The sequence below is a fragment of the Nocardiopsis eucommiae genome (assembly GCF_965344335.1).
GTDB classification, from domain to species: domain Bacteria; phylum Actinomycetota; class Actinomycetes; order Streptosporangiales; family Streptosporangiaceae; genus Nocardiopsis; species Nocardiopsis eucommiae.
Genome location: NZ_CBDRIY010000058.1, coordinates 1 through 13,397, shown reverse-complemented (window position 1 = coordinate 13,397; position 13,397 = coordinate 1). Strand labels below are relative to the sequence as shown.

The following is a 13,397-nucleotide window of genomic DNA, read 5'->3' as shown; positions in this document are numbered from 1 at the left end:
CGGGTCCGTTTCGTCCCCGTCCGCGGGGCCCGGGGTATCGACGGACCGGCGGGCCCGGACGAGAATCTCGGCGGGGGCGGTTCTTCACTACGATGTCCGGACACCAGGGCACACCCGCAGCCGCCCGCTGGCCCAGAAGCACCGACAGGACACCCATGAGCCCCCGTTCTCCGCGTGAGATCTCCGTACTGGTACCCCCGGACCTGGCCCCCCTCTACCCGGACGACCCGTCGCGGATCGGCCCCTACCTCGTCCTCGGACGACTGGGGCAGGGATCCACCGGCACCGTGTACGCCGCGGTGGACACCGCCTCCGCCACCGCTGGCGACCGTCTGGTCGCCGTGAAGCTGCTCCGGTCCCCCGAACTGGAGTCACCCGACGTCCACCCCGCGCTCGCTCGGAGGCTGCGTCACCTGTCGCGGGTCGACTCCGACCGGGTGGTCGTACCCCTGGCGTTCGACGCGGACGCCAACCCCCCGTGGCTGTCCATGCCCTACCTGGCCGGGCAGCGGCTGTCCCACTACGTGACCAAGCGGGGCGGGATCGGGGTCGGGAAGCTGATCGCCCTCGCCACCGCGCTCGCGGACGGGCTGTCGGCCCTGCACGCACGCGGGGTGTCGCACGGATCGCTGCGCCCCAGCGAGATCCTGCTGGAGTCGAACGGCCCGCACATCATGGAGTGCGCGATCGCTCCGCGAGCGGAGCGGCTGCGCGGCTCGGGGGCCACCTGGCTGAGCCCCGAGCGCTACCGGGGCGGGGCTCCGTCTCCCGCCGCGGACGTGTTCGCGTGGGGCGCCGTCGTGGCGTTCGCGGGGACCGGGCGCCTGCCCTTCGGTCCGGGCGAACCCGAGGAGATCGCCGAGCGGGTGGCCTCCGGGGACTTCGGCCTGGACGGGTTGCCCCAGGGACTGCGTCCGGTCGTGGGGCGCGCCCTGGACCCCGACCCGGACCGGCGGCCCAGCCTGCGCGAGGTGACCGGCTCGGTCTTCGCGGTGTGGCGGGCGGAGGGTTCCGAGGAGGACGGCTCCCCCGCCGGGGGGCGCGAGGAGATCAGCCGCGTGCTCGAACGCGAGTGGCACGCGGTGGAGCCGCCCGCCCGGGTGCCGGAGGTGATCCGCTTGGAGGGGCGGATGGGAGACCGGCGTCCGACCCGCACCCTCTTCCTGGCGGGTTCGGTGTCGGTGGCCGCCCTGCTGGTGGGAGGCGGCGTCTGGGGCCTCTCCCAGGCGCTCGGCGACGGCGCCGAGGCCGGTCCCGTGGCCGACGGGAGTTCGGAGGCCCCCGAGGAGGAGCCCGTCGAGGAGCAGGACCCGGGGACCCTGGTGGTCCGGTTCGATCCCTCGGAGCAGGCGGAGCCGGAGCCCGGGGTGCGGGAGCGGGTCTGGGTGTACACGCCGGTGACCCGGGACGACGAGATCCCGCGCGACCAGGGCATCCCGACCCACGAGGCCTGGGCGGAGCAGTGGGAGGAGGCCGGTGACCCGGGCGAGGCGGTGATCCGCACCGACGCCGAGGTGAAGTGCGCCCGCTTCTGCGCGGCTCCCGAGCACGTCTTCCTGGACGAGGAGGGGCGCGGCACCTGGGACCTGAGCGGCGGTGACTTCGTCGACTACCTCACCTGGGGTCCGGTGATGATCGTGGAGATCACCTTCGCCGAGGACCAGGAGGGTGACGGGCCCCGTGAGGTGGTGGAGGTCGTCGAGCTGTTCTCCGACTGACTCCGGGCGGAGGGTGGTTCCGCCGCCGTTCGTGGACGGCCCCGGCGCGGCGCGCCGGGGCCGTCGCCGGTCTACCCCTCGCTCTTGAGGACGCTCCTGATCCTCTGGAGGATCTCCGTGAAGCGGCGCTCGGCTCCGTGCTGGGTGGGCCGGTAGTACTCGCGCTCGGTGAGCCCCTCGGGGGCGTGCTGCTGCGGGGCCACGCCGCCGGGGTGGTCGTGCGCGTAGCGGTAGCCCCTGCCGTGCCCGAGGTCGGCGGCGCCCTTGTAGTGGGCGTCGCGCAGGTGGGCCGGGACGGCCCCGGCCCGGCCCGCGCGCACGTCGGACACGGCCTCGTCGATGGCGGTGATCACCGCGTTGGACTTGGGGGCCAGGCTGATGTGGATGACCGCCTGGGCGAGGTTGATCCGGGCCTCGGGCATCCCGATGAGTTCCACCGCCTGGGCCGCCGCGACGGCGGTCTGGAGGGCGGTGGGATCGGCCATGCCGACGTCCTCGCTGGCGTGCACGACCAGGCGCCGGGCGATGAAGCGGGGGTCCTCCCCCGCCTCGATCATGCGGGCCAGGTAGTGCAGGGCGGCGTCCGGGTCGGAGCCGCGCATGCTCTTGATGAAGGCACTGATGACGTCGTAGTGCTGGTCGCCGGAGCGGTCGTAGCGCACGGCGTGGCGGTCCACGGCGCGTTCGACGTGCTCCGCGGTGATCTCCACCGGCCCGTCGGCGGAGGGCGGCCCGGAGACGAGGGCGCCCGCCTCCAGGTAGGTGAGGGAGCGACGGCCGTCTCCCCCGGCCAGCCGGACGAGGTGCTCGGCGCCCTCCTCGGTGAGGGTGTACCGGCCGTCCAGGCCGCGCTCGTCGGTCAGCGCCCGGTCCACAAGGGCGCTGACGTCGGCGTCGTCCAGCGACTCCAGTGACAGCAGCAGGGAGCGGGACAGCAGCGGGCTGACCACGGAGAAGAAGGGGTTCTCGGTGGTCGCTCCGATGAAGCTGACCCAGCGGTTCTCCACGGCGGGCAGCAGGGCGTCCTGCTGGGTCTTGTTGAAGCGGTGCACCTCGTCCACGAAGAGCAGCGTGCGGGTGCCGTTCATCCCCATCCGCCGCTTGGCCTCCTCCACGACCGCGCGCACGTCCTTCACCCCGGCGTTGACCGCCGAGAGCTCCACGAACCGGCGTCGGGTGACCCGGCTGACCACGGTGGCGAGGGTGGTCTTGCCCGTTCCCGGCGGCCCCCACAGGAACACGGACATGGGCGCGTCGTCCTCGACCAGGCGGCGCAGCGGACTGCCCTCGCCCAGGAGGTGGCGCTGGCCCACGACCTCGTCGAGGGTGCGCGGCCGCATACGGACGGCCAGCGGCTCCTGCCCCTTCGCGGCCTCGGCCCCGGCATCGTCGAACAGTGTTTCGGACACGCACCCAGGGTAGGCGAGACCGGGGACGACCGTGGTCGGCCGGAGGGCGGTCCGGGCTCAGCCCTGGTGGACGGAGATGTTCTCGGGGCTCTCGGCCTGTTCGGGCGGGGGCGTGGCGCGCGGGATCATCCGGGTGATGAGGAGGGCGATGTCGTCGCCCCGGCCCGCGGGCGCCATCTCCGCCAGGACCTGCGCGGCGGCGTTGGGGTCCTCGCCGTGCTGGGCGAGCGCCTCCCCCACCTGCGCGAGACCGTCCTGCATGGTGACGTCGGAGCTCTCCACGAGCCCGTCGGAACACAGCAGCAGCGTGGTCCCCGGGGCCAGGACCCGGGTGGTGACGGTGTACTCGGTGTCGGCGAGCACGCCCAGGGGCGGACCGGTCTCGGGTGACCACAGTTCGTAGGCGCCCTGGGTGGCGAGCACGGCCGGGGGCTGGCCCGCCCAGGCGGCCTGCATGACTCCGCTGGCCCGGTCCACCACGAGGTAGCCGCAGGTGGCGAAGACGATCTCGCCGGTCTCGGTGAGCAGCCGGTTGGTCTCTCCCAGCACGACGCCCGGGTCGGACTGGTTGCTGGCGTAGGCGCGGAAGGCGACCCGGATCTGGCCCATGGCGGCGGCCGCCTCCACGCCGTGCCCCTGCACGTCCCCGACCAGGAGGCCCACCTTGTTGTCGGGGAGCTCGATGACGTCGTAGAAGTCGCCGCAGATCCGCCACTCGGCGCGGGAGGGCAGGTACTTGGTGGCGATGTCCATGTCCGGGAAGCTCGCCACCTGGCGGGGGAGCATGCGGCGCTGGACGGCGTCGGCCAGTTCCAGCTCGGCCTGCTGGGCCTTGATCCGCTGGAGGGCCTGCCCGGCCAGCCCGGCGAAGGTGAGCATGAGGGCGCGTTCGTCGCGGCTGGCGTGGTGGGGCCGGTCCCAGACCATCTGCCACACGCCGAGGGCGATCTTGCCGTCGCCGAAGATGGGGACGGTGGCCCAGGCCTGGCCCCGGGCCGAGCGCATGAGGTCGACGGCGGCCGGGAAGCGGCTGGCGATCTCGGCGCGGCTCTCGAAGAACCGTGGCTGGCGGTCCTGGATGACCGCGCCCATGGGGAAGTCGGTGTCGTCCGCCCGGCGACCGTCTATGCGGTGGGTGTTCCCTCGCTCCCGGGCGCTGGGCGAGGTGCGCAGGACGCCCTCCTCGACGTAGAGGGCGAGGGCGTAGACGCCGCCGAAGATCGGCAGGAACTCCTCGCTGAGCAGGTCCATCACCTTGTCGACGGTGGTGGCCGAGACCAGCTTGGACGAGAGCTCGGTGACCAGTCGGCCGTGTTCGGCCTCGGTGCGGCGGCGGTCGGCCAGGCGGCGCACCAGCTGCACGTGTTCGGTGACGTCGTCGATGATCCCGACGAGTCGGTCGGGCTGGCCGGGCACGAACCGGGCGCGCACGTGCAGGGAGCGTTCGTCCCCGAGGCGGTCGAAGATCCGGAAGCGCTGCTCGTAGTCACGGCCGGTGAACGACGCCGCCATGGCGTCGCGCACGCGGGCGTTGTCGTCGGGGTGGATGCGTTCGAGGATGCGCTCCAGGTCGCGGTCGTTCCCGGCCAGGAGCCCGCCCAGCGGGGTGGGGCCGAAGAGCTCCCGCAGGCGGCCGTTGCTCAGGTCCAGGCTCCACAGGACCGAGTCGGAGTTGTCGGTGCGCAGGTCACCGACCACACGCAGGTCGGTCTCCTCGGTGGAGAGCACGTGGAGGAGGACGACCACGGCCGGTGCCGAGGCGTCGTCGGGCACGGCGCCGTCGCCGTCGACGGGCCGGAGCCGGACCTCGGCCAGCCGGGAGGACTTGTCGGTGACGGCGAGACGCAGCCGGGAGCGGCGGTGCCATTTCCCGGACAGGGCGTCGCCGTGGGCACGGGTGCCGTGTTCGACGTCAGCGGAGTCCAGGAGCTCGAACCAGGGGCGCCCGGTGAGTTCGTCGGCCTCCCTGCCGAAGAGCTCGGTGAGCGCGTGGTTGGCGTGCTGGATCGCGCCGTCGGTCCCCGTGACCGCCATGGGCTCGGGCGCATGCCGGAACGCCTCCGCGAGAGCGTCCTCGGAGCCACCGCCTGAAGCGCGTTTTCCGTTCACGTATGACTCATCCTCATGTCGGCTCGGACGTCACACCCGCGTCAGGCGCGGTCACCCCTGGAACGTACCGATTCGGCTCATTGTAGTGTCCGGAACGGGAACGGTCCGGGCGGGGAACCGAGGCCGGATCACCGGCGCCCGTCTCCCGTCGGCTGCGTCACCTCGTCGAACACGGACCCTCATGGTCCATCAACGTGCTGGGGTCACGGCCGGTTCCACTCCGGGGGGCCGTACCCAACCGACCCCAGGGCGTGAATCGTTACGCGCGTGTGACTCGGCGGCGCAGAATTGCACTCCGCTCCCACGGCGCCCCTCGTGGGACGGGCCTCGTCGACGCTCCGTGTTCACTCCCGGACACGTGCGTTCCTTGGCGTGGGAGGGTGATTCGCCCCCAACGGTAGGGGATGACGGGCCCGACCGCATCCGCGTGTCGCCTTCTTCCGGATTACGGACGGGGTTTTTGACCTGTTAATCACCTATTTTCACTTTCTGGCCGAATGTGGCACGTTCAAAGCGAGGTCATTCCGGGCACCGAACAGTTCAGTCGAGAACTCGTCCCCCACCCCGAGGACTCACCATGCATCCTGAACGCGTCCGTGCCCTGGCCGGAGCTCCCCTCCGCGGCGCCACCTGCGACTGGACCTGTCGGCTCTGCACCCACAGCAACCCGGAGGACGAGGACATCTGCTGTCAGCGCTGCGGCGCCACCAAACCCTGACCCCACGGCCGGGGCGGTGCGCGCGGACGCCGCGCACCGCCCCCGACTCCCTAGCCGAGCACCGCCTCGGCGGCCGGGTCGACAGCCCCGAGGTCGAGCCGCTCCCAGCCGCCCGTGTCCCGTCGCAGCTGGCGGTCGTGGGTCGCCAGGACGACCGCCGCACCGGACGTGCCGAGCCCCTCGGTGAGCTCGTCGACCAGCGGGATCGACAGGTGGTTGGTCGGCTCGTCCAGCAGCAGCACGTGCGGCCGCGCCGCCAGGGCCAGCGCCAGGTCGAGCCTGCGCTGCTGTCCGGTCGACAGCTCACGCACCGGACGGCCCGCGTCGGCGGACGACAGCAGCCCCAGGGAACCCAGCGAGACCGTCTCCCCCTCGTCGAGGACGCCTTCGCTGACGAGCCGGCCCTGGTGCGCGGCGAACACGTCCCGGGCCCGCCGTGCCCCCGCCCCGGGCGACTCCTGCTCCAGGAGCCGCACCCGCGCCGTGCGCGCGGTGCGCACGAGCCCGGCGGTCGGTTCGGTGCTTCCCGCCAGCAGCGACAGCAGGGTCGACTTGCCCGCGCCGTTGGGCCCGGTGACGACCAGCTTCGATCCCGACTCCAGGGCGAGTGTGACCGGCCGGTCCAGCCTCCCCTCCACACGGACCCCCTCGGCCCGCAGCAGGGTCACGCCCGGCCGTTCGGGCAGGTCCGGGAAGCGGAACCGCATCGGTGGCGGCGGCATGGTGACCGCGTGCGCCTCCAGGTCGTCCCGGCGCCGGTGGACGGAGCGGACCAGGGCGGGCGCCCGGGTGGCCCGCTGGTGTTTGCCCGTGCCCTTCTCCGGCCGCCATCCGCTGACCAGCCAGTTCCGGGCCTCGGACAGGTCCTGGGTGAGCCGGGCGTGCTCAGCCCGCTGCTGTTCGTACTCCTGCTCCCAGCGTTCCCGTTCCGCGCGCCGACCCTCCTGGTAACCGGCGAACCCCCCGCCGAAGACACGGGGCCCGCCGTCCCGGCTCGGGTCGAGGTCGAGCACGGTCGTGGCCACATCCGACAGCAGGGCGCGGTCGTGGCTCACCAGCACGACACCACCCGGATGCCCGCGCAGCCGGTCGGTGAGGAACGCGAGCCCGGCGGCGTCCAGGTGGTTGGTGGGCTCGTCCAGGAGAAGGAAGTCCCGGGCGGCGCCGAGCAGGCAGGCGAGCCGGACCCGGTAGCGCTGCCCGACGGAGAGCGCCGCCAGGGGCCGGGACCGGTCGGTGACCGCGCCGAGGTGCTCCAGGGCGAGGTCCACGCGGCGGTCGGCGTCCCAGGCGTCCAGGACCTCGGCGGCCTCCAGCGCCTGGGTGTAGCGTTCGGCGGCCCGGTGGTCGCCGCTGGTCAGCCCCGTGGCACTGGCGTCGAGCGCGGCCAGGGCGGCACGGGCGTCGGCCAGTTCGACGTCGACCAGGTCACCGACGGTACGGCCGTCGGTGACGGTCATCTCCTGTTCGGCCACGCCGAACGTGCCGAGGCGCCGCACCAGGCCGGAGTCGACCTCCAGCGCCCCGGTCAGCACGTGCAGCAGAGTGGACTTGCCGCGGCCGTTCTCCCCCACCACCCCCCACCGGGAGCGGGGTGTGACGGTCATGTCGACGCCGGACAGGACGGGGCGGCCGCCACGGGCGACGTGGACACCGGACGCGGTGAGTTGGGCCCGCGCTCCGGCGGGGAGGCCGGAACGGGTGTTGAGTGCGGTCAAGGTTCCTCCGAACCGAGCTCGGCCCGGCCGGAACACGAACACGGTTCAACGGCGGGGCGCGCGCGTGAGCTCTTCGAGCAGACGGGGTGACCCGGGAAGGGGTCAGGACACACGTCGTGCGCCCGCGGCCACACTGTGGCGGCGGGAGCCTCGGTTCGGCCTACAGGAAGTAGAGGTACTGCACGGGTCCAGGCTAACAACGGGGCGCGGGGGCGGTCCAGGCGATAACGACGAGGCGTCGGCCACCGGAGGGTTCCGGTGGCCGACGCCTCGTGTGCGACCGGCAGGCCCCGTGCGCGAGGCCGGTGCGGCTACTTCTTCTTCTGCTCCGGGAGCACCGTGCGGATGTGCACGTCGCGCAGCTGCTGCTCGGAGACGACCGCCGGAGCGCCCATCATGAGGTCCTGGGCGTTCTGGTTCAGCGGGAAGGCGATGGTCTCGCGGATGTTGGGCTCGTCGGCGAGGAGCATGACGATCCGGTCGATACCGGGGGCGATACCGCCGTGCGGCGGAGCGCCGAACTTCAGCGCCTTGAGCATGCCGCCGAACTCGGCCTCGACCGCGTCCCTGTCGTAGCCCGCGATGTCGAAGGCCTTGTACATGATCTCGGGCGAGTGGTTCCGGATCGCGCCGGAGGACAGCTCCACGCCGTTGCAGACGATGTCGTACTGCCAGGCGAGGATGTCCAGCGGGTCCTTGTTCTCCAGCGCGTCCATCCCGCCCTGGGGCATGGAGAACGGGTTGTGGCTGAACTCGATGTGGCCGTCGTCGGAGCGCTCGAACATCGGGAAGTCGACGATCCAGCAGAAGCGGTAGACCTTCTCCTCCGCGAGGTCGGCGCGGCGGCCGGCCTCGACGCGGACGGGGGCCATGATCCGGTTGATCTCGTCCTCGTCCTCGCTGGCGCAGAAGAAGAGGCCGTGGCCGGGACCGGCGCCCAGGGTCTGGAGCAGTTCGTCGGAGATCTCGGTGACGAACTTGGCGATGGGGCCCGTGAGCTCACCGTTCTCCCCGACCTTCAGCCAGGCCAGGCCCTTGGCGCCCTGCTCGACGGCGTAGTCACCGATCCCGTCGAAGAACTTGCGGGGCTTGTCCCCGACCTTCGGGACGGCCAAGGCCCGGACCTTCTTGCCCGCGAAGGCGCGGAAGTCGGTCCGGCCGAACAGCTCGGTGACATCGAGCATCTTCATGGGCACGCGCAGGTCGGGCTTGTCGGTGCCGTACCACTCCAGCGCGTCGCGGTAGGCGATGCGCGGGTAGGGCGAGGTGATCTCCCAGTCGGTGGAGAACTCCCGGAAGACGTCGGTCATGACCTTCTCGATGACCTCGAAGACGTCCTCCTGCTCGACGAAGCTCATCTCGACGTCGAGCTGGTAGAACTCGCCGGGCGAGCGGTCGGCGCGGCTGTCCTCGTCGCGGAAGCAGGGCGCGATCTGGAAGTAGCGGTCGAACCCGGCGATCATCAGCAGCTGCTTGAACTGCTGGGGCGCCTGCGGGAGGGCGAAGAACTCCCCCGGGTGCAGGCGGGAGGGCACCAGGAAGTCGCGGGCCCCCTCGGGGCTGGAGCTCGTGAGGATGGGGGTCTGGAACTCGTTGAAGCCCAGTTCCGTCATCTTCTGGCGGATGTAGGCCACCACCTGCGAGCGCAGCATGACGTTGCGGTGCATGCGCTCGCGGCGCAGGTCGAGGAAGCGGTAGGTGAGACGGCGCTCCTCGGACGTGTTGTCCTCGGGGAAGACCGTCAGCGGCAGCTCCTCGGTGGTGCCGAGGACCTCCACCTCCGACGCCTCGATCTCGATCGCGCCGGTGGGCAGGTTGGGGTTGACGTTCTCCGCGCTGCGCGCCGCCACCACGCCCGTGACCTGGATCACCGACTCCTTGGAGATGCGGCTGAGCTCCTCGAACACCGGGGACTCGGGGCGGGCCATGAGCTGCGTGACACCGTAGTGGTCGCGCAGGTCGACGAAGAGCAGACCACCGAGATCCCGGCGGTTGTGCACCCAGCCAGAGAGGCGCACCTGCTGCCCGACGTGCTCCTCACGGAGCTGACCACACGAATGAGTCCTGTAACGATGCATGAGTTACCAAGTCCACTAACTACGCGGCTGAGCGAGGATGCCGGTGAGCCCGAGACCGGGTCCGGCGGGGGCGGGGCGTCGCCCCTTGAACAACTGGAATCCTACCGCCAACGGCACCGGCCGGTCCCCTGGATCACGACGGCGGGCGACGGTCAGCTCGCGACCCCGCGCAGGTACGGGTTGGTGGCGCGCTCGCGCTCGACCGTGGTCGCGGGCCCGTGGCCGGGCAGGATCTGGGTGTCGTCACCCCGTCCCAGGACGGTGCGGGCGAGGCTGGCGTTCATCGCGTCGCCGTCGCCGCCGGGGAAGTCGGTGCGTCCGATCGATCCCGCGAAGACCAGGTCCCCGGCGAACATCACCGGCACTCCGTCACCGGTGCGCGTGAGGTAGACGACCGAACCCGGGGTGTGGCCGGGGGTGTGTTCGACCGTGAACTCCATCCCTCCCAGGGTGAGGGTCTGGCCGTCCGTCACCTCGACCAGCTGGTCGGGTTCGGGGTAGGGGCCGGGGCCCAGGAGCATCCGCAGCTGGGCGGCGAAACCGGCGTCGACTCCGGCGGCCGGTTCGGTGAGCAGGCCCCGGTCGGAGCCGTGCAGGTGGACCGGGATCCCGTGCTCATCCTGGAGTTCGGCGGCCGACCAGACGTGGTCGAAGTGGCCGTGGGTGAGCAGGATCGCGGCCGGGGTGAGCTCGTGTTCGGCCAGGGCCTTGGCGACCTGGGGAGTGGCTCCCTGACCAGGGTCGACGATGACGCAGGCGCCTCCGGGGGCGGGAGCCAGCACGTAGCAGTTCGCGGAGAGGGGCCCGGTGGGAAGCGCGGCGATGAGCACGGCGGTGATCGTCCTGTCCTGGTGGCTTCTGCTGTCCGGGAACCCCCCGACCTCGGCCGGAGCTCGGGTCCCCCAGCCGCAGAGCCTACCGAGCCGCGTCTGGGCGGGCCAACCGGCGGGTTCTCCGGGCTGGCGTTTGATCACCATTCGATCACCGCGCGCGGCCGGGCTCTTTGCCTGGGCGCGCGGTAGTGCCATATTGGTCAGCGTCGTCGTGTTGATCGAGGCCCTCGACCTGCGCCTCCCCTTCCGAGGCGGGTGACCGGCCCGGCCGACGGCATGGCAGCGGGACCAGAACCCCCGGGCTGCGTTGATGTGAGACACGGCGCGTCGTTGTCCGCCGAAACGTATGGATATCGTGCTGGTGCACGGTGGTTCCCATCACGAACAGGCGCGGTACCGCCGCGACGACCCGAACCCGACCCCGACCGGCCGGGTTCATGACAGCAGGAGGACACGGTGACCACGGACCCTTGGGGCCGCGTAGACGATGACGGCACGGTCTACGTGCGCACAGGTGAAGGCGAACGGGTCGTCGGATCGTGGCAGGCGGGCGCCCCGGAGGAGGCCCTGGCCTTCTTCCGGCGCAAGTACGACTCTCTGGTCACCGAGGTGGAGCTGCTGGAGAAGCGCCTCCGCAGCACCGACCTGTCCGCCTCCGCCGCGATGACCACCATCGAGAAGCTGCGTTCGACCATCACGGACGCGAACGCGGTCGGTGACCTGGAGTCGCTCATCGCACGCCTGGACGCCCTGACCGGCCGCGCGGAGGAGCGCAAGGTCGAGCAGAAGCAGGCGCAGGAGGAGGCCCGGGGCCAGGCCCGCGAGGTCAAGGAGCGGATCGTCGCGGAGGCCGAGCGGGTCGCCGCCGAGACCACGCACTGGAAGTCCGGTGGCGAGCGGATGCTCCAGCTCATCGAGGAGTGGAAGAAGGCCCCCCGGGCCGACCGCCCCACCGAGCAGGCGCTGTGGAAGCGTATGTCCGCCGCCCGCAACTCCTTCTCCAAGCGGCGCAAGACCTACTTCGCCAACCTGGACCAGCAGCGGGAGGGGGTGCGCTCCGAGAAGGAGCGCATCGTCGCCGAGGCCGAGGCGTTGTCCCACTCCACCGACTGGGGGCCGACGGCGCGCGCCTACCGCGACCTGATGCAGCGGTGGAAGGCCACGGGCCGGGCGGACCGGGCCAGCGAGGACAAGCTGTGGACCCGCTTCAAGGCCGCGCAGGACACCTTCTTCGACGCCCGCAACGCGACCTTCGCCGAGCGTGACGCCGAGCTGCGGGTGAACGCGGAGGCCAAGGAGCGCATCCTGGCCGAGGCCCGGGCCGAGATCCCCGGCATCACCGACCCGCGCCGGGCCCGCGCCCGCCTGCGGGACTTCCAGGAGGCCTGGGAGGAGGCGGGCGACCTGCCGCGTGACGTGCGCGACCAGATGGAGGGCGCGTTCCGGCAGATCGAGGACGGCGTGCGCCGTGCCGAGGACGCCGAGTGGGAGCGTACGAACCCCGAGGCTCGTGCCCGTGCGAAGGACACCGTGGAGCAGCTGTCGACGGCGATCGCGGGCCTGGAGGCCAAGCTGGAGAAGGCCAGGGCCAACAACGACGCCCGGCGGATCAAGGAGCACGAGGCCGCGCTGGAGGCCCGTCGGTCCTGGTTGGCCGAGGCCGAGAAGGCGCTGGGCGAGCTGAGCTGACGCTCGGACCGTGAACTGGGCCGTACCCCGCGGGGGTGCGGCCCTTTCGTGCAACCGCGCCCGAATTTTCCCTCCACGTTCCGTGCCGTTTTGGACTTCCGCCACAGAAGTTGACCACAATGTGCGCATGACTCATCACTCAAAGAAGTCACGCCAGCGTGACGAGGCACGATCCGGCTCCACCGGGAAGGGCGCTCTGTGCGCACTGGGCGCCGCGACGGTGGTCGCCCTCCCCCTCGTCTGGGGCACCGGTACGGCACTGGCCACCGATGCCGCCGAAGGGGCCCCGATCTCCCAGGAGGTCAGCGCGTTCACCGGCGAGGCCGAGGGGGTCGGCACGGAGCGGGCGGAGAGCGGGTTCCTCCCACCCGTGGAGACACCACCGGTCCGGGCCCAGGGCGTGCCCGGGACCCACGGTGGACACGGGTACGCGGATTCCCCGCCCGAGGGACCCAGGAACGACGGGCCCTCAACGAGCGAGGGCTACGGCTACGCGACCCCCGAAAACACGGGGTACGGGTACGACGAGCCCGCGAGGGACGATGACCGACCCGCCAAGAGCGGAGACCACGGGCACGCCCCCTCCGACGAGACGGGGTACGGGCACGACGAGCCCGCGAAGGACGACGAACACGAGAAGCCCGCCAAGAGCGGAGACCACGGGTACGCGGCACCGGAGGCGAAGCCCGAACCGGGGTCCGGGCACGCACAGGAGGGTCAGGCACCGGGGTACGCGGAACCGGAGCCGGGCTACGCGACCCCGGGCCACCCGGAGCCGACGCCCGGGTACCCCAGCCCGTCGCCCACTCCGAGCCCGACGCCCTCGCCCTCGCCCAGCCCGAGCGAGTCACCGCGCCCGTCGCCCTCCCCCGGTGAGAGTCCCTCACCCACGCCCGGCCCGCCGGAGGGCTCGAACACTCCGCCGACCGCCCCGCCGACCCTGGCCGCCACCGGGGCCGGAGCGGTCGTCCCGGCGGTGGCGGGCCTGCTGAGCGCGGCCGTCGGTGGCGCCGCCCTGTTCGTCGGCAGGCGTCGCCGCACCGAACTGGACTGATCCGCACACACGGGAGCGGGGGGGGGGGGGGGGGGGGGGGGGGGGGGGGGGGGGGGGGGGGGGGGGGGGGG

General features: G+C 72.0%; 9 protein-coding genes. 4 read left to right on the top strand and 5 right to left on the bottom strand.

Annotation, left to right across the window (positions count from 1 at the left end; genetic code table 11):
* Positions 1-155: 155 nt before the first annotated feature.
* The gene (locus tag ACRWK8_RS25145) at positions 156-1,718 is read left to right on the top strand and encodes a serine/threonine-protein kinase (protein WP_431873066.1); all 1,563 of its coding nucleotides are present in this window, start codon (positions 156-158) and stop codon (positions 1,716-1,718) included.
* Positions 1,719-1,789: 71 nt separating this feature from the next.
* Here ACRWK8_RS25145 and ACRWK8_RS25140 read toward each other — a convergent pair whose 3' ends face one another.
* Both ACRWK8_RS25140 and ACRWK8_RS25135 read right to left on the bottom strand, forming a co-directional pair.
* Positions 1,790-3,127 (bottom strand): replication-associated recombination protein A, encoded by a 1,338-nt coding sequence (locus ACRWK8_RS25140; protein ID WP_378747155.1) that lies wholly within the window; start codon positions 3,125-3,127, stop codon positions 1,790-1,792.
* A 57-nt stretch (positions 3,128-3,184) separates the two neighbouring features.
* The gene (locus ACRWK8_RS25135) at positions 3,185-5,236 is read right to left on the bottom strand and encodes a SpoIIE family protein phosphatase (RefSeq protein WP_431873065.1); all 2,052 of its coding nucleotides are present in this window, start codon (positions 5,234-5,236) and stop codon (positions 3,185-3,187) included.
* Between the two features lie 577 nt (positions 5,237-5,813).
* Here ACRWK8_RS25135 and ACRWK8_RS25130 point away from each other — a divergent pair.
* Complete coding sequence (locus ACRWK8_RS25130; RefSeq protein WP_378747157.1) at positions 5,814-5,954, top strand: hypothetical protein; 141 nt, start codon at positions 5,814-5,816, stop codon at positions 5,952-5,954.
* Positions 5,955-6,004: 50 nt separating this feature from the next.
* On the opposite strand, the gene ACRWK8_RS25125 is transcribed toward ACRWK8_RS25130, so the two are convergent.
* The 3 genes from ACRWK8_RS25125 to ACRWK8_RS25115 all read right to left on the bottom strand — a co-directional run bounded on the left by ACRWK8_RS25125 (position 6,005) and on the right by ACRWK8_RS25115 (position 10,580).
* The gene (locus ACRWK8_RS25125; protein ID WP_431873064.1) at positions 6,005-7,672 is read right to left on the bottom strand and encodes an ATP-binding cassette domain-containing protein; all 1,668 of its coding nucleotides are present in this window, start codon (positions 7,670-7,672) and stop codon (positions 6,005-6,007) included.
* A gap of 311 nt (positions 7,673-7,983) precedes the next feature.
* The gene (gene aspS, locus ACRWK8_RS25120; RefSeq protein WP_378748445.1) at positions 7,984-9,750 is read right to left on the bottom strand and encodes an aspartate--tRNA ligase; all 1,767 of its coding nucleotides are present in this window, start codon (positions 9,748-9,750) and stop codon (positions 7,984-7,986) included.
* A gap of 152 nt (positions 9,751-9,902) precedes the next feature.
* On the bottom strand, positions 9,903-10,580 hold the full coding sequence (locus ACRWK8_RS25115) for an MBL fold metallo-hydrolase (protein WP_431873071.1): 678 nt from the start codon (positions 10,578-10,580) through the stop codon (positions 9,903-9,905).
* A 459-nt stretch (positions 10,581-11,039) separates the two neighbouring features.
* Between ACRWK8_RS25115 and ACRWK8_RS25110 the strand changes: the two genes are divergently transcribed.
* On the top strand, positions 11,040-12,272 hold the full coding sequence (locus ACRWK8_RS25110; protein WP_378748452.1) for a DUF349 domain-containing protein: 1,233 nt from the start codon (positions 11,040-11,042) through the stop codon (positions 12,270-12,272).
* Between the two features lie 127 nt (positions 12,273-12,399).
* On the top strand, positions 12,400-13,326 hold the full coding sequence (locus ACRWK8_RS25105) for an LPXTG cell wall anchor domain-containing protein (RefSeq protein WP_431873063.1): 927 nt from the start codon (positions 12,400-12,402) through the stop codon (positions 13,324-13,326).
* Positions 13,327-13,397 lie beyond the last annotated feature (71 nt).

Bases quoted from the DNA above. Each gene is read 5' to 3' on its own strand.
- ACRWK8_RS25130 (WP_378747157.1), top strand. From the start codon at position 5,814: ATGCATCCTGAACGCGTCCGTGCCCTGGCCGGAGCTCCCCTCCGCGGC.
- aspS (WP_378748445.1), bottom strand. From the start codon at position 9,750: ATGCATCGTTACAGGACTCATTCGTGTGGTCAGCTCCGTGAGGAGCAC.
- ACRWK8_RS25145 (WP_431873066.1), top strand. From the start codon at position 156: ATGAGCCCCCGTTCTCCGCGTGAGATCTCCGTACTGGTACCCCCGGAC.
- ACRWK8_RS25105 (WP_431873063.1), top strand. From the start codon at position 12,400: ATGACTCATCACTCAAAGAAGTCACGCCAGCGTGACGAGGCACGATCC.